Annotated in this window: 20 protein-coding genes; 9 read left to right on the top strand and 11 right to left on the bottom strand. The window is 42.3% G+C overall.

Annotated features, from left to right (window positions below):
* From ACGF5R_RS11345 to ACGF5R_RS11330, 4 genes are all read left to right on the top strand, one after another.
* A partial coding sequence (locus ACGF5R_RS11345; protein ID WP_387690388.1) for a hypothetical protein occupies positions 1 to 107 on the top strand: 107 nt, incomplete at its 5' end.
* A 75-nt stretch (positions 108 to 182) separates the two neighbouring features.
* On the top strand, positions 183 to 416 hold the full coding sequence (locus ACGF5R_RS11340) for a hypothetical protein (RefSeq protein ID WP_387690901.1): 234 nt from the start codon (positions 183 to 185) through the stop codon (positions 414 to 416).
* A gap of 1 nt (position 417) precedes the next feature.
* Positions 418 to 615 carry a polymorphic toxin type 25 domain-containing protein gene (locus ACGF5R_RS11335; protein WP_112879549.1) on the top strand — a complete coding sequence of 66 codons (198 nt, stop codon included), beginning with the start codon at positions 418 to 420 and terminating at the stop codon, positions 613 to 615.
* Positions 616 to 617: 2 nt separating this feature from the next.
* The gene (locus ACGF5R_RS11330; RefSeq protein ID WP_112879550.1) at positions 618 to 1,007 is read left to right on the top strand and encodes a hypothetical protein; all 390 of its coding nucleotides are present in this window, start codon (positions 618 to 620) and stop codon (positions 1,005 to 1,007) included.
* 93 nt (positions 1,008 to 1,100) lie between these two features.
* Here ACGF5R_RS11330 and ACGF5R_RS11325 read toward each other — a convergent pair whose 3' ends face one another.
* From ACGF5R_RS11325 to mfd, 3 genes are all read right to left on the bottom strand, one after another.
* Positions 1,101 to 1,946, bottom strand: coding sequence for a TauD/TfdA family dioxygenase (locus ACGF5R_RS11325; RefSeq protein WP_112879551.1), 846 nt, complete (start codon positions 1,944 to 1,946; stop codon positions 1,101 to 1,103).
* A gap of 12 nt (positions 1,947 to 1,958) precedes the next feature.
* Entirely contained in the window at positions 1,959 to 2,936 is a 978-nt protein-coding gene (gene pvcA / locus ACGF5R_RS11320; protein WP_112879563.1) for an L-tyrosine isonitrile synthase, read from the bottom strand.
* 668 nt (positions 2,937 to 3,604) lie between these two features.
* Positions 3,605 to 7,051, bottom strand: coding sequence for a transcription-repair coupling factor (gene mfd, locus ACGF5R_RS11315; protein WP_387690899.1), 3,447 nt, complete (start codon positions 7,049 to 7,051; stop codon positions 3,605 to 3,607).
* A 197-nt stretch (positions 7,052 to 7,248) separates the two neighbouring features.
* Between mfd and lolC the strand changes: the two genes are divergently transcribed.
* From lolC to pepT, 5 genes are all read left to right on the top strand, one after another.
* On the top strand, positions 7,249 to 8,451 hold the full coding sequence (lolC, locus tag ACGF5R_RS11310) for a lipoprotein-releasing ABC transporter permease subunit LolC (RefSeq protein ID WP_112879553.1): 1,203 nt from the start codon (positions 7,249 to 7,251) through the stop codon (positions 8,449 to 8,451).
* Positions 8,444 to 9,148, top strand: coding sequence for a lipoprotein-releasing ABC transporter ATP-binding protein LolD (gene lolD / locus ACGF5R_RS11305; protein ID WP_112879554.1), 705 nt, complete (start codon positions 8,444 to 8,446; stop codon positions 9,146 to 9,148). The genes lolC and lolD overlap by 8 nt, the downstream gene beginning before the upstream one ends.
* On the top strand, positions 9,148 to 10,395 hold the full coding sequence (gene lolE / locus ACGF5R_RS11300; RefSeq protein WP_112879555.1) for a lipoprotein-releasing ABC transporter permease subunit LolE: 1,248 nt from the start codon (positions 9,148 to 9,150) through the stop codon (positions 10,393 to 10,395). Before lolD ends, lolE begins: the two co-directional genes overlap by 1 nt.
* A 91-nt stretch (positions 10,396 to 10,486) precedes the next feature.
* Entirely contained in the window at positions 10,487 to 11,338 is an 852-nt protein-coding gene (gene cobB / locus ACGF5R_RS11295) for a Sir2 family NAD+-dependent deacetylase (protein WP_387690897.1), read from the top strand.
* A gap of 55 nt (positions 11,339 to 11,393) precedes the next feature.
* On the top strand, positions 11,394 to 12,659 hold the full coding sequence (gene pepT, locus ACGF5R_RS11290; RefSeq protein ID WP_112879558.1) for a peptidase T: 1,266 nt from the start codon (positions 11,394 to 11,396) through the stop codon (positions 12,657 to 12,659).
* A gap of 265 nt (positions 12,660 to 12,924) precedes the next feature.
* Here pepT and ACGF5R_RS11285 read toward each other — a convergent pair whose 3' ends face one another.
* From ACGF5R_RS11285 to rluE, 8 genes are all read right to left on the bottom strand, one after another.
* Positions 12,925 to 14,046, bottom strand: coding sequence for a cupin domain-containing protein (locus tag ACGF5R_RS11285; RefSeq protein ID WP_112879559.1), 1,122 nt, complete (start codon positions 14,044 to 14,046; stop codon positions 12,925 to 12,927).
* 83 nt (positions 14,047 to 14,129) lie between these two features.
* Complete coding sequence (phoQ, locus tag ACGF5R_RS11280) at positions 14,130 to 15,593, bottom strand: two-component system sensor histidine kinase PhoQ (protein ID WP_112879564.1); 1,464 nt, start codon at positions 15,591 to 15,593, stop codon at positions 14,130 to 14,132.
* Positions 15,594 to 15,612: 19 nt separating this feature from the next.
* Positions 15,613 to 16,281 (bottom strand): two-component system response regulator PhoP, encoded by a 669-nt coding sequence (gene phoP / locus ACGF5R_RS11275; RefSeq protein WP_011147027.1) that lies wholly within the window; start codon positions 16,279 to 16,281, stop codon positions 15,613 to 15,615.
* Between the two features lie 243 nt (positions 16,282 to 16,524).
* A complete protein-coding gene (purB, locus tag ACGF5R_RS11270; protein WP_387690895.1) occupies positions 16,525 to 17,895 on the bottom strand; it encodes an adenylosuccinate lyase in 1,371 nt (456 codons plus the stop codon).
* Between the two features lie 23 nt (positions 17,896 to 17,918).
* Positions 17,919 to 18,545: a high frequency lysogenization protein HflD gene (hflD, locus tag ACGF5R_RS11265; RefSeq protein WP_387690894.1), complete on the bottom strand. Its 627-nt coding sequence runs from the start codon at positions 18,543 to 18,545 to the stop codon at positions 17,919 to 17,921.
* Between the two features lie 2 nt (positions 18,546 to 18,547).
* Positions 18,548 to 19,651 (bottom strand): tRNA 2-thiouridine(34) synthase MnmA, encoded by a 1,104-nt coding sequence (gene mnmA, locus ACGF5R_RS11260; protein WP_387690892.1) that lies wholly within the window; start codon positions 19,649 to 19,651, stop codon positions 18,548 to 18,550.
* A gap of 84 nt (positions 19,652 to 19,735) precedes the next feature.
* Entirely contained in the window at positions 19,736 to 20,185 is a 450-nt protein-coding gene (locus tag ACGF5R_RS11255; RefSeq protein ID WP_387690890.1) for an NUDIX hydrolase, read from the bottom strand.
* Positions 20,178 to 20,807, bottom strand: a complete 630-nt coding sequence (gene rluE, locus ACGF5R_RS11250; RefSeq protein WP_387690888.1) for a 23S rRNA pseudouridine(2457) synthase RluE — start codon at positions 20,805 to 20,807, stop codon at positions 20,178 to 20,180. The genes ACGF5R_RS11255 and rluE overlap by 8 nt, the downstream gene beginning before the upstream one ends.
* Between the last annotated feature and the right edge of the window lie 16 nt (positions 20,808 to 20,823).

Here is a 20,823-nt window from a genome sequence, read left to right as displayed (position 1 = left end):
AGTTAGTGAAGCTCCCGGTAAGGAGAAAAAGAGCCTTCCCGAGGGTAGTAAAGGAAAGACCTTACAAATACAGAAAAGCCCAGAAAAACAGCCAGTCAGTTGCTTAACTGACTGGCATTAACAATAAAAGGGGCATTATTTTTAGACTAAAACAATTTATCTATCTAGTATTGGGGTGGGGAATGATTTTTTCAGTATGTTGTATGATTAGTATTCCTTTAACGTACCTTATTATCTTTTTTAAAGAAGGGTATTTTCTTTTAGATATTCAACCAGCTATTAATGGATTAAAATTCAGTATAAAAGTAGGCGGTAGTGGTGGGGCAATATTTGGATTTTTTATTTATTTATTTAGTCTAATACAAGAATTTTGCAAGAAAATTTCTTCATTAAACAAAAACAAGGAGGAGAAATAAAATGTCTATTGTGGAAAATAATGCTCTTGGCGATGGTTCATTTGGAATATCAGCAGGAAAAGATGGAATAGGTGTATCACTTGGTGTAGGGCCTTCAATTGGCTGGGGTGGTATTTCAAGGGAAACTCCATTAGGTGAAACAGACATGAATGGCAAAGTTGGCACTGAAATATATAAACATGAGTTTAAGGATAAATGAGCATGATTGTATATATTCCGTTTATTTTGATGGTTTTGAGTCTGTTGGGGTTTCTTGCCTGCTTCATCTATTTTGGCTTGAGCAGAAAAGTTTCACTAAGAAGTGTAAAATCTCCATTGCTATTTTTTGATTTTTGTTTTTTTAATAAAAACAAACTTGCTAATTTTTCCATGATGATATTATTTATTGTTTATATATCTGGAATTTGGTTTGAATTTATTAAAAATGGAAGCTTAATTTCCTTTACTGGCTATTTTATTGGAGTATTTGCAATTCTTGTTTTTTTTATTCATTGCAGATTTTTCTCAAAAATAAAATTTGCACATAGAAATAATATTGAATTCATAAAAGAGTTTGTTTTTGAAATTGAAATAAGTGGTGGATTCGATTAATAAATGCAATTTTCCGTAAAGATAGTCATTTGACTTCCAATATATTGCAGTGGAAGTCAAATAATCTTTCTGGTTCTTCGTTGTATAATAATACTATGATCTTAACGCCTGATTATTAAATACCGGATTAGATTGAATATGGATTCTCTGTAAATGCCGTTCTGATTTGGAAGTAAATCCTTCACGTCCATGTAGCAGAGAGAAATTATCCACAATCACCAGATCACCTTTTTTCCATGCATGAGCATATAAATGGCGCTTATCATATAATATATTGATAAAATCTTGTTGAAATTCTGCTACTTGATCAGGGCTGATATTATGATATTCAATAGCATGTTTATTTAGGAATTTTTCTCCATCTACTGCCGGTTCGTTATATCTGATAACGAATCCGTTTCTGTCCGGATGTTCTTCCACTAAAGGAGAGTGAACTTCCCCACCATAATGAGTGACTTTATTAATGCGGTAAGTAATCGATATATTCTTCCACTGTTCTAATTGCTGTTGAGTAGCATTAGCAACAACACGACGAGTATTGACAAAGGTTGTCCTGCCCCCTTGGTCGCTTTCAGGTGCGTGGGCGCAATGGAACATAATAAATTCGGGAATTGTTGGTTTATACATGCCATCCCAGTGCAACGGCATATAGCTGTTATCAAAAACGTGATCGGTAGCATCTTGATGTTCACGAACATCTAAAATAGCACCAAACGGCCACATCATTATTTCTCCCCAATTACGGGCATATTCTTCATATTTTTCGTGATCAGATAAATCAGATTTAAAACCACGTAATATAAGCAGATGGTGTTTTCTAGCCAGTTCTTTCAGTTGTTCCACTGATAAAGTATCAATATGTTGATCGGAAAATTGAGGCGTAATTTTTAAACCAAAAGGGGTTATTTCTTCTGTCTGAAAGCTATTTAATTCTGTCATCGCTATTTTCCTTCAAATTACATAGTGACTGGGTTTTCCATGAATATTTACTAATTTTCCGCCCATCATCTGAACTTCTTTATGTTTCATAAGTATAAATTGCCCATTTACATTGGCTGCGACACCATGCCAAGGGGTTAACCAATCATCCCGGGTTGGCATCATATGAATACCAAATTTAATACTGTCTGCTGGCTGAGGATGAATAGATAAACGTATGGCTTTTGGAAAATGAGTATCTAATAAACTTCCCCACGCCCAACTTCGTTGAATAACACCGATGGCTCTTTGTTTGGCATCTTTTTGTAGGGCATTATTTGATCCGGTATAGCCGGGTAATAAGCTGTCTTCATATAAGAAACGGGTGACTGCGCGATATAGTTGTAATCCATCACTATTTTGCAACAGTTCATCTTTGATAGATTCTTCCGAACGGGCATAATGTCTGACTAACATCTGTCTCTGTAAATTGAAATCATCACTATGTTCGCAGAGTTCTTTATCGTCGTTAAGGTTAAATGTGCTTAAATTGATAGCACCCACTTCATGAAGTAATTGTTTAATATCTTCATGATATTGACTGATAACATTATCACTGACACGAATCAGATCACCAAAGACATGACCATCAGAGCAAATAATAATGCGAGCGCCTGGCGGATAATAAAGCTGAATACGCTGGCAAAGAGAATTAAGAAAAATCAAAGACAAGCGTTCTGCCATATCAGGGGAAGTACCAAGTACTTTATTTCTGTTTGGTGACTTGGTTGGGAATGCCGGTAAAATGAATTCGATAGGTTTATTATTCCTGATGAAGTATTCAATTCTAGGTAATTGTACAGATTTAATAATATTTTCTTCTTTAACGGAATCTCTCCCTAGATCAGTAAGACGCCTGCGATATTGCAACAGTTCGTGCAGAATCTGCATAGAAATATTATTAAAGGAAATACTCTCGGAAGTAATATTATTATCGGTAACACTTTGCATCATTATGGTTTCCATACTTGTTGTCATATCTATTCTTTGATTTCTTTAAAAATAGATAAACAGCATTTTCACTAATTGGTATAGGCGAAGTGTAGAATAATGCAATTAAAAAATAATATAATATTTGAGAATATCTAATAATCTATTTAACAATAAACAATATGTTTGAATATGATTTATATAGTTAATCAATATATTTGATTGATTGTTACATTAAGGTACTGTTTGGCAAGACTATTAGGATATAAGGGATCTGGTACGACCACTATAGTAAAATATCCTTAAAACTAAATTAGTGTAGGTAAAATGGATCGGTTGATAATTTCATATTGGCAATTTTTTCTGAAATTTATCTTAAATAAAGTGGGTAAGGCCTTTTCCTTTACTTACTAATATATTTATGAAAATTATAAAACCTAGTATTTTATAAGGAAAAATTATGACTTTAATGAAAGAAGAGATCATTAAAGTAAAAGGTAAATTACTGCATGAGGTTGATAATAAAGGCTATTATTATAATTATGATCATATCCGGTTATTATTTTACGAAAACCAAGTTTACCCTTAATTACCTATGCTCCCGGGGATTCACTCCCATGCCATCGCGATGCATCTTCAAATCTACTCCCCCACAGACTGACAATCAATCATAGGGGAAGTGAAGTGACTTAAGAGCAGATTGGATGATGTTCAAAAGTATCAAGTAATTGCTGAATGAATTCTAGGCGTGTCGTTCTTTCGTTCAGGTCAGTAATGAATTTCAGTTTAGCGGGGCCGTCCAAGCGATAAATTTCAGGTTGTTTTTGTAACAGGCCGATAAGATAAGTTGGATCAACTTTATTTTCCTCACTAAACTCGATAAACCCTCCTTTTTCATGGGCTTCTATTCGTTTAATACCTAATTTCTGAGCTAACAGGCGAATGGCTGCTGATTGTAATAAGTGGCGCCCCGGATCAGGTAATATGCCGAACCGGTCTATCAATTCAACCTTCAATTCTGCTAATTCTGATGCGTTTTTGGCGCTGGCAATACGTTTATAAAAAGACAAACGCATATTGACATCAGGAATATAATCATCAGGTAACAAAATAGGCATCCGCAATTCAACGTCAGTTTGACTATTGGTTAAGTCTTCAAGTGAAGGTTTTCGGCCTGCTTTTAATGCATCGATAGCGCTTTCTAACAGCTCCATGTAGAGAGTGAAGCCAATTGTTGTCATCTGACCACTTTGTTCTTCACCTAGGAGTTCGCCGGCTCCACGGATTTCAAGATCGTGAGTTGCCAGTGCAAAACCCGCACCTAAATCTTCAAGGGAGGCGATAGCTTCCAGACGTTTGTGTGCATCGGCTGTCATTGCTTTCGGATGTGGTGTCAGCAGGTAAGCATAAGCCTGATGGTGAGAACGTCCGACACGCCCCCGTAATTGATGCAGTTGGGCTAGGCCAAAATGGTCAGCACGTTCAATAATGATGGTATTGGCGCTTGGAATATCGATGCCTGTCTCAATAATGGTGGTACAAATCAGAACATTAAATCGTTGATGATGGAAATCGGTCATCACCCGTTCCAAATCCCGTTCACGCATCTGCCCATGACCAATGGCGATCCGTGCTTCTGGTACTAATTCTTCAAGACGCAGCTTCGCTTTCTCAATATTTTCAACATCATTATAGAGGTAGTAGACTTGACCACCGCGCAAAACTTCACGCAGTATGGCTTCTCGTACCACCAAACTGTCATACTCGCGCACGAAAGTTTTGACAGCCAGACGGCGAGCGGGCGGGGTCGAAATAATTGAGAGATCCCGCATACTACTCATTGCCATATTGAGCGTTCGTGGAATTGGGGTTGCGGTGAGGGTCAGAATATCGACATCGGCACGCATGGCTTTGATCTGCTCTTTGTGGCGAACACCAAACCGGTGCTCTTCATCGACAATTAACAAACCAAGGTCTTTCCAGCGCAAGTCGCTTTGTAGCAGTTTATGTGTACCAATAATAATATCGACTTTACCTTCGGCTGCCATTTCAACGATTTGTTGCTGTTCCTTGGCGCTGCGGAAACGGGATATCATCTCAATACGTACAGGCCAATTAGCAAAACGGTCGCGGAAATTATCAAAATGTTGCTGAGCCAGCAGTGTTGTCGGAACTAGGACCGCCACTTGCTTGTCATTATGGACTGCCAGAAATGCGGAGCGCATTGCAACTTCGGTTTTGCCAAAGCCTACATCACCGCAAATTAAGCGATCCATAGCGACTGGCTGACACATATCATTCAGAACTGCGTTAATTGCCTGTTCCTGGTCTGGAGTCGTTTCAAATGGAAAGCTTTGACAGAATAATTGGTATTGTTCCCAATCATGTTTAAACGCAAATCCTGGTTTTACGGCGCGGTGAGCATAAATGTCAAGCAACTCCGCAGCCACATCGCGTACTTTTTCGGCAGCTTTCTGGCGGGCTTTGTTCCATGCCTCTCCGCCCAATTTATGTAATGGGGCATTTTCATCAGCACCACCTGCGTAGCGGCTGATCAAATGCAGGGAAGAGACCGGAACATAAAGTTTGTCGTTACCAGCATAACTTAAGATCAGATATTCAGCTTTGATACCACCTGCTTCTAGCGTAGTTAGCCCTTGGTAACGGCCAACGCCATGTTCCAAATGGACCACTGGCTGGCTGGGGCGTAATTCTGCAAGGTTACGGATCAGGGTATCGGTGTTAATCGTGCGGCGGGTATCTTGACGGCGGCGAACAACACGTTCACCAAGCATGTCGCTTTCACAGATTAGAGCCAGTTCATTCTTTGTATCGATAAAACCATGTTCAGCGGCACCAATCATCAAAAAGTGACCTGGCTGTTGTGCTTGATGCAATTTGCTGATTTTAATGGGTTTAATCTTTATTCGTGACAATAATTCCTGTAACGTTTCTTTCCGTCCTTCACTCTCAACAGAGAAAATAACGCGGCCACTGAATTGTTCAAGGAAACGGCGAAGCTTATCCAGAGGTGCCTTATTTTGCGCAACAACGGAGAGATCAGGCAGCAGTTGATAATCAAGATTTACGTGACTCGCTTTTTTGCTCAATTCTTCTGCTTTAAGTTGAATGCGGGGCCAGTTTTTTAGCGCTGAGAATAAATTATCAGCCGGAAGCCAAAGCTCTTCTGGGGGTAAGAGAGGGCGCATTGGGTCAATTTTACGGCTCTCAAAGCGTTGTTGGATGTCCTGCCAAAAACGTTCAGCGGAATGGTTTATTTCTTGACTGATAAGCAAGGTGTTGTCGGGTAGATAATCAAACAATGAAGGCAAGGGTTGGCTAAAAAACAACGGTTGCCAGTATTCTATCCCGGCCGGTAACGTACCTTTACTGACTTGCTGATAAATATGCTCATTGTCACGACGGACTTCAAAACGTTCCCGCCACTGGCTGCGAAACAGTTCAATAGTCTCTTTATCTGTTGGGAATTCATGAGCAGGCAGTAGGTTGATTTGTTTAACCTCAGTCAGCGTACGTTGGCTGTCAACATCGAAAATGCGTAAGCTATCGATTTCATCATCGAAAAAATCAATACGATAGGGATGCTCACTTCCCATTGGGAAAAGATCAAGTAATGAGCCACGAGTAGCAAATTCGCCGTGTTCAAGAACTTGTTCGACACTACGATAGCCAGCTTGTTCTAATTCAGTACGGAGTTTATCTCGTGAGAGCCTCTGATCTTTGTGCATGACTAGTGCATGCCCGTTAAGGTACTCATGAGGGCAAACCCGTTGCATTAAGGTATTTATCGGCAGGATTAAAACACCTTTGGTCATCGTCGGCAGACGGTAAAGTGTAGACAGACGGTTGGAAATGATTTCCTGATGAGGAGAGAAGCTGTCATATGGCAGTGTTTCCCAATCGGAAAGGAGATCAATAGAGCAGTCGGTAAACTGATGGATTTCATCATGCAGACGTAAGGCGTTTTGCATATCCTTGGTTATCAGTACGACAGGGCCTGGATGGCGTTCGACAATTTCAGCACACTCTACAGCGCAAGCAGCACCAGTAAGTTGGCCTAATTGACGGTTATCACCGCGACGTTCGGGAAGTTTATAACGATATTTTGAGGACATAGGCGTAAATGTGTTCTCTATGATTCAGTCCATTCCCAACAGGCTTTCGACACATAATGGTCTTCGAGTAAACACGCTGGCTGGTTGAGAGAAAATAAAAAAACCACAGAATCTGGATGTTGGTGGTTCCATAAAATATAACTACCCTTTATTATCCCCGAACACTTTGCTTTGGCAACAGGGGCGTAGCAGATTTCATGTTTCAATCTGTCTCATTATTTATAGGTTTGCGGTATATGCGTGGTCGGGCGGCTGATAAATTTGGTCGGTTTGTTTCCTGGCTGTCAGCAATTGGCATTACTCTCGGTGTTGCCGCATTAATTACAGTATTGTCCGTGATGAATGGTTTTGAGCGTTCGCTGGAAACCAGTATTCTTGGCTTTATGCCACAGGCGGTTGTGACGTCGGTAAATGGCTCGCTAGACCCAAAAACACATCCTGTCAGTGAACTTGCGGATCTAAAGCAGGTTAACAGGATTACGCCATTGGTGATGGGTGATGTGGTATTGCAAAGCGCCCGGAATGTCGGTGTTGGTGTAATGTTGGGTATCGCTTTTGATGAATATGAACCGCTGACTGAATATTTAACCGGCGCTTATCGTCATCAACTTGCACCCGGTAGCTACAATGCTATTTTGGGCGAAAGAGTCGCCGGGGAGCTTGGAGTAAAACGCGGTGATCGCATTCGCCTGATGGTACCTGGCGCAAGTCAGTTGACACCAATGGGGCGTATTCCCAGTCAGCGTCTATTTACTGTTATTGGCACTTTTGCGTCTAATAGCGAAGTCGATGGCACACAGATTCTGGTTAATCAGCAAGATGCTGCTCGTCTGATGCGCTATCCGCCAGGTCACATTACTGGCTGGCGTCTCTATCTCTCAGAACCATTGGCTGTAGATAGTTTGAGCTTACAAACCCTACCAGAAGGGTTGTTATGGAAGGATTGGCGCGAACGTAAAGGTGAGTTTTTCCAAGCGGTCAGGATGGAAAAAAATATGATGGGCTTATTGTTAAGCCTGATTATTGCCGTGGCTGCATTCAATATCATCACTTCGCTTGGTTTACTGGTAATGGAAAAACAGGGAGAAGTGGCGATTTTGCAGACACAGGGACTGGTACGTCGTCAGGTTATGGCGATTTTTATGATCCAGGGAGCGGGAGCCGGGATCATCGGCACTTTACTGGGAACTGGGCTTGGTGTTCTGCTTTCCAGTCAGCTTAATAACTTAATGCCACTTATTGGCTTATTGACCTCAGGTGTTGAGTTGCCTGTTGCCATTGAGCCGCTACAGGTTGCTACAATCGCAATTTCAGCGATGGCGATTGCCCTATTGTCTACGTTATATCCTTCCTGGCGTGCTGCTGCCATCCAACCTGCTGAGGCTTTGCGTTATGAATAATCAACCACTATTGTTGTGTAATAATCTGTGTAAAAAATACCAGGAAGGTCAAGTACTGACTGAAGTGCTGAAAAATGTCACTTTTGCTATCAATCAGAGTGAAATGATGGCGATTGTGGGAAGTTCCGGCTCAGGTAAGAGTACGCTTCTGCATTTGCTTGGTGGGTTGGATACACCGACTTCTGGTGAAGTCCTTTTTAAAGGGCGCTCGTTGAATAAAATGTCCTCCGGAGCCAGGGCAGAACTGCGAAATCATGAATTGGGCTTTATTTATCAGTTTCACCATCTGTTGCCAGATTTTAATGCGATCGAGAATGTCGCTATGCCACTGTTAATTGGCGGTAAAAATCGCAGTCAGGTACAGAAGAAAGCATTCGAAATGCTGGCGGCTGTTGGTTTGGAGAAGCGCGCTCATCACCGTCCATCAGAATTGTCAGGGGGGGAACGCCAGCGTGTGGCAATTGCCAGAGCGTTGGTTAATGAACCTTCTTTAGTTTTAGCGGATGAACCTACCGGTAACCTCGATTTACGTAATGCAGATAGTATCTTTGCATTACTGGGTGAGCTTAACCGGCAGCAAGGCACGGCATTTCTGGTTGTCACCCATGATTTGAATCTTGCCGGCAGATTAAATCGTCAGGTGGAGATGCGTGATGGTTATTTACAGGATGAATTGACCGTGACGGGAGCGTTGTAATGGCGAATTTGCCTCTCTCTTTGGTCACTGCCTTGCGATTTAGTCGCGGGCGTCGCCGGGGCGGTATGGTCTCTCTGATTTCTGTGATTTCTACGCTAGGGATTATGCTTGGTGTCGCTGTTCTCATTATTGGTCTAAGTGCCATGAATGGTTTTGAACGAGAATTGAGAAACCGCATCCTTTCTGTTGTTCCTCATGGTGAAATTTATACGGTTCATCAGCCTTTTGAACAGTGGCAGCCTGCATTGGAACGGGTAAAAAACACTATCGGTGTGGTTGCTGCTTCACCTTATATTACTTTCACTGGATTGATGGAAAAAGGCGCCAGCTTGCATGCGGTTCAGGTGAAAGGGGTTGATTTAACCACTGAGGCTCAGGTCAGCTCATTACCTCAATTTGTACAAGATAATGCTTGGCAAAATTTTCAGGCGGGTCATCAACAGGTCATTCTGGGGCAGGGAGTCGCTAATGCCTTGAAGGTTAAACAGGGTGACTGGCTGACTGTTATGATCCCGAACAATGATCCCGAAATGAAATTGTTGCAACCAAAACGGATTCGTTTACAAGTTAGCGGAATTTTTCGATTGAGTGGTTTGCTTGATCATAGTTTGGCTTTGGTCCCTTTGGCCGATGCTCAACAATATTTGGATTATGGGCAAGGGATCACTGGCATTGCGATCAAGGTTGATGATGTGTTTGCCGCTGATCAACGAGTAAGGCTTGCCGGGGAAGCATCACAGGAATATGTCTATATCAGCAGTTGGATAAGAAATTACGGCTATATGTATCATGATATTCAGATGGTACGTAGCATTATGTATCTGGCGATGATTCTGGTGATTGGCGTGGCGTGTTTTAATATCGTTTCTACCCTGATTATGGCGGTAAAAGATAAAAGCAGTGATATTGCTATCCTGCGAACCCTCGGCGCTAAGGATAGGCAAATTAGAGCAGTTTTTCTCTGGTATGGGTTACTGACGGGGATGACGGGCAGTATTGCCGGTGCTATAGCTGGCGTGTTGGCATCACTGAATCTGACGGCGCTTATTCATGGGCTGGAAAAGCTGATCGGGCATCAATTTCTTTCCGGTGATGTTTACTTCATTGATTTCCTGCCATCTGAGTTACATGGCATGGATGTTCTGTATGTTCTGGCGACGGCTCTGATTCTGAGTTTATTAGCCAGTTGGTATCCGGCGAGACGAGCAAGTAGACTTGATCCGGCACGAATTTTAAGTGGAAAATAATTAATCTATTATTGGCATGAGCTAATCAAAACGTTATGGTATAAAAAATAGAAACCTAAGCAATATTTAAGAAATCTTGAAGGAAATCAGTATGCGAATTTGTCGTCGGCTTAGTCGGCTTGGTCGGCTTCGTAAGGTTAAGCGTTTGAGACAGCAGAGATTTCGTAGCCGGATTTTTTATAGGGATAATCGTTTGGCGATTAATATGAAAAAACCTTACATCGTGGTATTGACAGGAGCCGGTATTTCGGCTGAATCGGGTATTCGGACTTTCCGCTCCTCTGATGGGTTGTGGGAAGAACATCGGGTGGAAGATGTTGCTACACCTGAGGGATTTCAGAAGGATCCAGAATTGGTGCAGGCATTTTATAATGCCCGGCGTCATCAACTTCAGCAATCAGAAATAAAACCGAACGCAGCGCATTATGCTTTAGCCGCGCTGGAGCATGAGCTTGGCGATAATTTTTTGTTGATTACTCAGAATATCGATAATCTTCATGAGCGGGCGGGCAGCTATCGCACGGTGCATATGCATGGTGAGTTGTTCAAAATTCGTTGTTGCCAATCTGGGCAAGTGTTTGAGTGGACAGACGATTTGACGATAGATGAACGTTGCCATTGTTGTCAGTTCCCCTCGCCATTGCGTCCACATGTTGTTTGGTTTGGTGAAATGCCTTTGGAGATGGAACGGATTTATTCTGCACTGGCTCAGGCAGATATTTTTATCGCTATCGGCACCTCTGGTCATGTTTATCCTGCGGCTGGATTTGTACATGAAGCTAAACTGGCTGGGGCGCACACGGTAGAGCTGAACCTGGAACCGAGTCAAGTAGAAAGTTTATTTGATGAAAAGCATTATGGACCAGCCAGTAAGATAGTAGATGAGTATGCTCGAAGGTTAATTGAGAGTATTAAAGAATTTAAAGCTGATTTGACGCAATAATTATTGTGTTTCTCTTCCTCATAATGGGTAACAAAATCCCCGGGGGAAGAGAATAATGGACAGATTACTAGAACGTTTTTTTAAATACATATCTTTTGATACTCAGTCAAAGCCGTCAGCAAAGACGATTCCCAGTAGTCATGGGCAGCTCGAACTCGCCAAAGCGCTGAAACAGGAGTTGATCGAATTAGGTTTTTCTAATGTGGTACAGGATGCTCATGGCTGTGTTATGGCAACATTACCTGCCAATACATCTTGGCCTGTACCTGCTATCGGTTTTATTGCTCACCTTGATACTTCACCTGATTTTTCTGGAAAAAATATAAGTCCACAAATGTTGGAAAATTATCGAGGTGGTGAAATTGCTCTGGGTGCGGGTAATGAAGTGTTATCGCCGGTTATGTTTCCTATCTTGCATAATATGTTGGGGAAAACCTTGATTACCACCGATGGTAAAACGCTGCTTGGTGCCGATGATAAAGCGGGTATTGCAGAAATCATTACTGCAATGGTTCGTCTGAAAAATAGCAATATCTTACATGGTGATATTCGAATTGCGTTTACGCCTGATGAGGAGATAGGTAAGGGAGCACGCTATTTTGATATTAATTCATTTGATGCTGAGTGGGCATACACCGTAGATGGTGGTGGTGTAGGTGAACTGGCATTTGAAAATTTCAATGCAGCGGTAGTAACCGTTAAGATTGTTGGTAATAATGTTCACTCTGGTAGTGCTAAAAATGTGATGATCAATGCCTTATCACTGGCGATCCATATCCATCAAGCATTGCCATCGGAAGAGACACCGGAACATACCGATGGATATGAAGGTTTCTATCATTTGCAACGTATTAAAGGCACGGTTGAGTGTGCTGAAATGCACTATATCATTCGTGATTTTGATCGGAATAACTTCGAAAAACGTAAAAAGAAGATGATTAAAATTGCTGAAAAAGTCGGTGAGGGGCTGCATCCGGGTTGTTATATCGAACTGACTATCGATGACAATTATTACAATATGCATGATGAAGTTATCAAATATCCGCATGTTATTGAGATTGCCAAACAAGCAATGCTGGATTGTAATATTGAACCCGTTATTAAACCGATTCGTGGTGGTACTAATGGCGCACAATTGTCGTTTCGTGGTTTACCTTGCCCGAATATATTCATGGGGGGGTATAATTATCATGGCAAACATGAATTTGTTTCGTTGGAAGGAATGGAGCAGGCTGTAAGTGTTGTCATACGTATTGCTGAATTAACCGCACTGTTGTCTAAAAAGTCGGAAATGAGTCAGGCGTTTTGCAGCACTAGTTAATTTGATCGGATATTAACGGCAAATCCGGGCGCTACAAGTTCTTAACAAACTGTGCGGAATTCTCCTTCCTGAATGCTAATTGAGAGCGAAGCGAACTTAAGAAGCCCCACTATAATCACTTGTGATTTAGTGGGGAGAGTTAGTCACCAGGCCGTGAGTTAATAACGAGTTTAGACGTTGAACAAATTAATGGCCTTTGATAACTATATTGAAATCAACATTATTGAAATCAACCTTATTGAAATTAACCTCTTGAGGTGAGGTATCAATCATTAAAGTACCAGTAACCACTATTGACCAATGCAGTGAGCAGTCTGATAAAACGAGCATCATCTATCGCTTCACCAAGCATTTCTGCATTAATTTCATAATGGCAGCAAAGAACATCAGCCGCTTTAATATGAGGTGTATCTATTAATTCACCGTTAACAAAGCACTGATCACCAACCCGGATAACCCGTAATCCGTTAAGGCGGTGGAGATTTTCACCTTGTTTCATTAATTCATAAATTTCATCACTTTCATAAGGTGGCTCTGGTGGAGCAATATCAAGTTCATGCCGTGACTGAGAGATGAATTCACCAAACCATTGCTGGAAAGTGTCAGGCTGTGCTAATAACTCGTTCATCATGGTGTGTAGCGCTGATAGTTCATGCGGTTGGACCAACGCTGGATTTTCTCGGAAAGTCAGATCGGGATCGCTATAACGATAGCTGCCTAAATCACTAGCCAGCACATAATCGGCGAAGCTACTGAACAGTTCACGGGAATTGGGGGCGCGGAAACCAACTGAATAATTTAGTGAATCTTCGATGGAATAACCTTCATGAGGAAATCCTGGTGGGATATAGAGAATATCACCTGGTTCCATCTCTTCGTCAATAACGGCATTAAAGGGATCGACCTGTAATAGATCGGGGTGAGGGCAGCGTTGTTCCATTGGTAGCTTTTTCCCAACGCGCCAGCGACGGCGGCCCATTCCTTGAATGATAAACACATCGTATTGATCTAGATGCGGACCAACACCACCACCGGGAACGGAGAAGGAGACCATCAGATCATCTATCCGCCAGTCAGATAATACGCGGAATGGTTGCATTAATGCGGCGGAAGGATGGTGCCAGTGATTAACCGCTTGTACCAGCAGCGACCACTCTTTTTCACCTAAATGATCGTAACTTTCGAATGGACCATGAGAGACATCCCAACGGCCATTTTTCTGGCTGACCAGACGGCAGTCAACTTCATTTTCCATAGCCAGCCCCGCGAGTTCATCGGGAGTGAGGGGATCAATGAATTGACGGAAGCCTTGTTTAATCAGTAAAGGCCGTTTTTGCCAATGATTATGCAAAAATGCCTGCCAGTCCAGATTCAACTGATAGTCCATAGTGACATCCTGAGTGTGAAGTGAATTTCAAGGTATTATAACGAATAGTTAAACTCAGTATCAGACTACACTGGCATATTTAACTAATCATCGTCATTAATTTGCTGGCATCGGAACATAACGCAAATTCTGGCACCACCAAGTGGACTGTCACTGATACTGATATCGCCTTTATATTGTTCGATAATTTCAGAAGCAATTGACAATCCAAGCCCTTGACCAGGCTTCAAAGTATCAACACGTTGACCTCGCTGGAAAATCATGTCCCATTTTTCAATTGGCACCCCTGGACCATCGTCATCGACAATAATCATTACCGAATCGTGATCAATCGTCACAGAGATCTCAACAAATTTAAGGCAGTACTTACAGGCGTTTTCCAACACATTACCCATGACTTCCATAAAATCATTTTTCTCACCAAGCCAAGTGATCTCCGGTGAGACATCTAACGTGAGACTGACACCTTTACGCTGATAGACTTTTGTTAAAGCGCTGCACAGGCTATCTAGTAAAGCAGGAACAGAAGAGACTTTCCGCATAATAGTGCTGTGTTCACTGCGCATACTGGCACGATGCAGATAATAGCCTATCTGCTGAGAAATACGGCCAATTTGCTCAAGCATGATAGGTTCTGCCTGTTGAATAGTCATTTGTTTGCTGTCACGCAAAGAACGGAGAGTTGATTGTAAAACAGCCAGTGGCGTTTTCAAGCTGTGTGTCAGATCAGCCAGTGTTGTTCGGTATTTTGTATAGCGATTGCGTTCATTATTGAGCAACACATTAAGGTTACGAACTAGCCCCCGCAGCTCTGTCGGTGGATTTTCATCCAGTTTTTCCCGTTCACCTTTTTCTAATGAACTGATCTGATGAATAAGCGATTTAATTGGCCGTAAACTCCAGTGTGCTGCCAGCCAGATTAATGGGATAACCAGAATAAGATTGGCAATCAATACATAACCGAACCATTCCCACACCAGAACCGATTTTTGTAAATCCTGTGGAATGGTATCGATGACTACAATCGTTAACGCTGGCAAATGAGCTGTCGCACTATATCTGTTGACAGAAACGGAGTGAGTTAGCTCATTATCTTCATTTTCGTCAAGTGAATTAAGTTTACCTAATTGTCCTTGTGTGTTAGCCGAGTTTTTTAGCAAATCCCGGCTGCTTTTTAGATCAGTATCCAGTTCATATAAACCGTCTTCTTTTAACCATTCACTAGGAATAGAGTTTTCGACTTTTGGGATATGGTGTTGACGCCAGAGGATGGTACCTTTGTTGTTATAAATCAGAACCAATGATGGGTTATTCAGTGTGAAATTGGGGGGTACTGAAATATCCAGCTGATTGTTATTCCATTGAGCAAGGCTGAAAAATAGATTACTCTGACTGCGTAGCAGTGTATAAGCGGTTTTATCAAAACTGACCAGGTAACCGACAATGGCAACAATACCGTAAGACATGGTAAGAGCAAGAATAACCGCAGCTGTTGCCATTAAAAACCGGGTACGGAGTGAGAAAGGCTGCTTTTTGTGCTTAAGCACTTTTTTACCCATGAAAGTTTTACACATCAAAGCGATAGCCTTGGCCCCGGACAGTCACGATAGCTTCATAAGGCCAAATATCTAATATTTTTTTTCTTAGTCGGCCGATTAAGACATCGATGGAGTGACCTTCGCGTAGTTCAGCATCGGGATATAATTGACGCATTAATGACTCTTTAGTGACAACTTTGTCACTATTACACATCAGTATTTCAATGATTCGGTATTCAAACGCCGTTAGTTTGACGCTCTCCCCGTAAACTGTAAATTCCTTGCGTGACAGATCAATTTTGAAAGGTGGGAATTCAATAATCTGAGAAACCAGCCCATTATTACGGCGTAGGAGTGCCTGCATACGGGCAATAATTTCCTCAAGATGAAAGGGCTTGGTAACATAATCATCTGCTCCTGCATCAAGAACCGTGACTTTTTCTTGCCAGCTTTCGCGGGCGGTCAAAACAAGAATGGGGAGTTTTTCATCTTTTTGGCGCCAGCGACGGATCAAACTCAAACCATCTTCTCCGGGCAAACCAAGATCAACAATGGCAATATCGGGTTCGCTCTCGACCAGATAGTAATCGGCTTCTTTGGCGTTTGCAGCGGCATCAACTAGATGACCGGTGTCGCGAAGCTGTACCGTTAAATGGTGACGCAGTAACATGTTGTCTTCAACGATCAATATCCGCATGGAATAATCCTTCTCAACTCCAGCAGGCAGTTATTGTAATAATCAATTCATTCGGACTGTTATATAGACAAAACTGCCGGTAAAAAATTCAATGTCATGGTTCTGGCTGAATATGTTAGATACATGGATCTGTAACAGCAAGACGTTAAGTGGAAATAGAGAATATAACTTTAAAGTATGTTTGGGATTGGTTTATATAAGAGTAGCAACAGACGGATGTTTTATCCGTCTGTTGAATATCAACTACTTCAATTCATCAACCAGTGTAATTGCACGGCCAATATAATTTGCCGGCGTCATGGCTTTCAGTCGTATTTTCTCTTCTTCCGGTAAATCCAGCCCATCGATAAAGGTTTTCATTCCTTCACTATTGACGCGTTTGCCACGGGTAAGTTCTTTGAGTTTTTCATAAGGCTTTTCGATACCATAGCGACGCATTACTGTCTGGATAGGTTCAGCAAGCACTTCCCAGTTTTGATCTAGCTCATCCAGTAAGTGCTGCTCATTGACTTCCAACTTATTTAAGCCTTTCATCGTAGCTTGATAAGCGATCAGAGCATATCCCAGGCCAACACCAAGGTTACGTAATACGGTTGAATCAGTCAGATCTCGTTGCCAGCGGGAAATCGGTAACTTGCTTGCCAGATGACCAAATACCGCATTTGCCAGCCCCAAATTGCCTTCCGAGTTTTCAAAATCAATTGGATTGACTTTGTGTGGCATAGTGGAAGAACCGATTTCACCGGCAACTGTTTTCTGTTTGAAATGGTTAAGTGCGATGTAACCCCAAATGTCACGGTCAAAATCGATCAGAATCGTGTTGAAACGGGCGATGGTATCGAACAATTCAGCAATATAATCATGGGGTTCGATTTGGGTCGTGTATGGATTCCATGTGATGCCGAGTGAAGTCACAAAAGTTTCACTAAACTGATGCCAATCAACCTGTGGGTAAGCGGCTATATGGGCATTATAGTTACCCACGGCGCCATTAATTTTGCCGAGTATTTCGGATTGTTCCAGTTGACGATACTGGCGTTCCATTCGGTGAGCAACATTGGCAAACTCTTTACCAACCGTGGAAGGTGTGGCTGGTTGGCCGTGAGTGCGAGATAACAGGGGTAAGTCTCGATATTCACTCGCCATTTTTTTGATGGTATCAATCATCTGGCGCCATTGAGGTAAAAGTACTTCTTCACGGGCTGTTTGTAGCATCAGCGCATAAGCTAGATTGCTAATATCTTCAGAAGTACAGGCAAAGTGAATAAACTCAGAAACTTGATGTAGTGCAGGAATATGCGCAACTTTCTCTTTCAGAAAATATTCCACTGCTTTGACATCGTGGTTAGTGGTGCGTTCGATAGTTTTAATACGCATTGCATCCTGTTCATTGAAATTTGCGATGATTTCATTCAGGTAAGCGTTTGCGTCTGTATCAAAAGCGGGAACTTCTTTAATTTCAGCACATTCTGCCAGTTTTTGCAGCCAACGTACTTCAACCTGCACGCGGAATTTCAGTAAGCCAAACTCACTAAAAATGGTACGTAATGCGCTGACTTTATCGCCGTAACGGCCATCGATTGGAGAAACAGCAGTCAGTGAGGATAATTCCATTGGTAGCAACTCCCGGATTTTATTTAACAATGAGAAAGAATATCTTTCGCCTGTTGGATCAGGCGTTGACGAGAAAACATTAATTGCAAGCGACCACCGCCAACTTGTTGCCATAAGACCGCGCAACGGACGCCAGCCAGTAGAATAGTCCGGACTTTCGCTTGTACAAGTGGATTGCGCAGAATATCAGGGGAACCAGTCACTTGGATACGTGGACCTAATGGGCTGATAACATCGACATAAATACCGGCCAACGCGTTGAACATCCCTTCTGACATGGGTTCGAAATATGCCTGTTGACGTTCTAGTAAACTGATACGGTTACCCAATGCATCGGAAGCTGCCTGATTTTTAATTAGCCGGCGCTCCAATGCTATCAGACTCAAGATATAGCGGGTAAGATCGGCAGAAATACCATTGTTAGAACTATTAAACATCCCTAGCATTGCGTTCAGCCCAATTTTCAGATTGCGTTCATGATTGCCGAACACATCTAAAACAGATGCCGGGTTGGTGTTTAAAATGCTGTTAACCATAGTGGCAACAGCATCAGTATCACACTGGTTTTCATGAGAAAGTTGTTGTACCAAGCGACCTGACTGGCAAATTCCCGCCAGCGCTAGTGTAATGTTGTAATAATTCTTTGCCACAATTACTCCTGCAAACGTTGTTCGATCACTCCACCGCCAAGACAAACTTCACCCTGATAAAAGACGGCTGATTGGCCGGGGGTGACTGCGGCGACAGGGTTAGCAAAACGGACTGCTATTTTATCTTCGTTTATGGGGGTGACAGTGCAAGGAATATCTTGCTGACGATAACGTGTTTTGACGACGCAATGGATTTCTTCAGTTAATGTCTGTCTGTCAACCCAGTGAAGTTGCTGAGCAATAAGGCCGGTAGACATTAAACGGGGGTGTTCATGCCCTTGTGCCACGATCAGGATGTTGTTCTGAACGTCTTTATCTATGACATACCACGGCTCTTCGCTGCCTTCTTTCGTTCCACCGATTCCCAGACCTTTACGTTGACCCAGCGTGTGGTACATCAGCCCCTGATGTTCACCAAGGGATTCTCCATCTACTGTCATAATCGGGCCAGGTTTGGCTGGTAAATAACGGCCAAGGAAGTCACGGAATTTGCGCTCGCCAATAAAACAGATACCGGTGGAATCTTTTTTCTTTGCCGTCACCAGACCAATTTTTTCAGCGATACGACGGACCTCCGGTTTTTCCAGTTCACCGACCGGAAATAGGCTTTGAGCAATTTGCTGGTGGCTCAACGTGTATAAGAAGTAGCTTTGGTCTTTATTACTATCCAGCCCCCGTAATAATTGGCTTTTACCGTTAATATCTCTGCGGCGAACATAATGACCTGTTGCGATGTAATCCGCGCCTAAATCCTCAGCAGCAAATTCCAGAAATGCTTTAAACTTAATTTCTTTGTTGCATAGAATATCTGGGTTAGGTGTTCTGCCTGCTCTATATTCAGAGAGAAAATGTTCGAAAACATTATCCCAATATTCGGCAGCAAAATTGACGGTATGAAGTTCGATGCCTAAATTATCACAAACGGATTGGGCATCAGCCAGATCAGTCGCGGCTGAACAGTACTCTTCATCATCTTCTTCTTCCCAATTCTTCATGAACAAGCCAGCCACTTGATAACCTTGTTGTTGTAGCAAATAGGCGGAAACGGAGGAATCTACACCGCCGGACATGCCGACAATGACTTTTTTCTGGCTGTTATCTGACATGGGAATCTCACTGGAGAAAAAAACAAGCGCCGTACTTTAACACGTTGCAAATCGGGGTGCATCAAACGTATCACTGTTTTGTTATTAAATAAACGGAGAAACATAACTATCCAGTAGGGTGAGAGGATGCTTTTCGTTTTGCAGGTAACAGCGAATACTTTCTGCGACGAGTGGAGAACGAAGATAATGGCTACTGAATATTTGCTCTGCTGTAACCCAATGGCAACAGTCAATATCATGGTCTTGTGGATGGGTTACTGTTTGTTGTTCCATTTCAACTAGAAACAGAAAACGGATAAAGGAGGTGCTGTCTGGCGCAACCCACTGATGAACTTTCAGCAGTGCTTGCGGCTTAGCCTGAATACCGGTTTCTTCCCATAATTCGCGTTCCGCCGCTTGTAACAATGTTTCACCAGCCTCAAGATGACCAGCGGGTTGATTCCATACTGCTTTGCCATTAATTGTCTCTTCAACTACCAGGAATTTATTCTGGGCATGGACAACACAGGCAACTGTGATGTGGGGGCTAAACAAAATTGATCTCCTTCCATTCACCGGGTTTCATCTTGCCTAATTGTAAGTTTCCCATACTAAAACGAATCAGCCGAAGTGTAGGAAAACCGATATGTGCTGTCATTCTGCGCACTTGACGATTTCGGCCTTCATAAAGTGTTATTTTTAACCAGCTTACCGGAATATTTTTACGTTCACGAATCGGTGGATGGCGATTCCAGAGCCATGTCGGTTCATGAACTAACTCGACACCTGCGGGTAGGGTAGGCCCATCTTTTAATATGATGCCATTGCGTAACTTATTGAGAGAGATTTCATCTGGAACGCCTTCAACTTGCACATAATAAACTTTGGCTGTTTTTTTATTCGGTTGGGTTAGCTGTGCTTGAAGTTTACCGTCATTCGTCAGAATTAATAATCCTTCACTGTCACGATCTAAACGCCCGGCAGCATACACATTAGGGAACGGGATAAAATCTTTTAACGTTGTTCTGCCCATTTCATCAGTGAATTGGGGTAAAACATCATAGGGTTTGTTAAATATCAACACTCGACGAGGTACTGTTGGTTTTTTGACAGAATGCGATATTTTTCTTTGGCTGAATCGGTTAAGTTTGTGTTTTTTAATAGCGAAATTTGTCATCATAGATCACTGAATA

It is taken from the genome of Photorhabdus sp. RM71S (genome assembly GCF_042879355.1).
GTDB classification, from domain to species: Bacteria; Pseudomonadota; Gammaproteobacteria; order Enterobacterales; family Enterobacteriaceae; genus Photorhabdus; species Photorhabdus kayaii.
This window is presented reverse-complemented; position numbering and strand designations above follow the sequence as displayed.

Bases quoted from the DNA above. Each gene is read 5' to 3' on its own strand.
- ACGF5R_RS11340 (WP_387690901.1), top strand. From the start codon at position 183: ATGATTTTTTCAGTATGTTGTATGATTAGTATTCCTTTAACGTACCTT.
- ACGF5R_RS11335 (WP_112879549.1), top strand. From the start codon at position 418: ATGTCTATTGTGGAAAATAATGCTCTTGGCGATGGTTCATTTGGAATA.
- ACGF5R_RS11330 (WP_112879550.1), top strand. From the start codon at position 618: ATGATTGTATATATTCCGTTTATTTTGATGGTTTTGAGTCTGTTGGGG.
- ACGF5R_RS11325 (WP_112879551.1), bottom strand. From the start codon at position 1,946: ATGACAGAATTAAATAGCTTTCAGACAGAAGAAATAACCCCTTTTGGT.
- pvcA (WP_112879563.1), bottom strand. From the start codon at position 2,936: ATGCAAAGTGTTACCGATAATAATATTACTTCCGAGAGTATTTCCTTT.
- mfd (WP_387690899.1), bottom strand. From the start codon at position 7,051: ATGTCCTCAAAATATCGTTATAAACTTCCCGAACGTCGCGGTGATAAC.
- lolC (WP_112879553.1), top strand. From the start codon at position 7,249: ATGTTTCAATCTGTCTCATTATTTATAGGTTTGCGGTATATGCGTGGT.
- lolD (WP_112879554.1), top strand. From the start codon at position 8,444: ATGAATAATCAACCACTATTGTTGTGTAATAATCTGTGTAAAAAATAC.
- lolE (WP_112879555.1), top strand. From the start codon at position 9,148: ATGGCGAATTTGCCTCTCTCTTTGGTCACTGCCTTGCGATTTAGTCGC.
- cobB (WP_387690897.1), top strand. From the start codon at position 10,487: ATGCGAATTTGTCGTCGGCTTAGTCGGCTTGGTCGGCTTCGTAAGGTT.
- pepT (WP_112879558.1), top strand. From the start codon at position 11,394: ATGGACAGATTACTAGAACGTTTTTTTAAATACATATCTTTTGATACT.
- ACGF5R_RS11285 (WP_112879559.1), bottom strand. From the start codon at position 14,046: ATGGACTATCAGTTGAATCTGGACTGGCAGGCATTTTTGCATAATCAT.
- phoP (WP_011147027.1), bottom strand. From the start codon at position 16,281: ATGCGGATATTGATCGTTGAAGACAACATGTTACTGCGTCACCATTTA.
- purB (WP_387690895.1), bottom strand. From the start codon at position 17,895: ATGGAATTATCCTCACTGACTGCTGTTTCTCCAATCGATGGCCGTTAC.
- mnmA (WP_387690892.1), bottom strand. From the start codon at position 19,651: ATGTCAGATAACAGCCAGAAAAAAGTCATTGTCGGCATGTCCGGCGGT.
- rluE (WP_387690888.1), bottom strand. From the start codon at position 20,807: ATGACAAATTTCGCTATTAAAAAACACAAACTTAACCGATTCAGCCAA.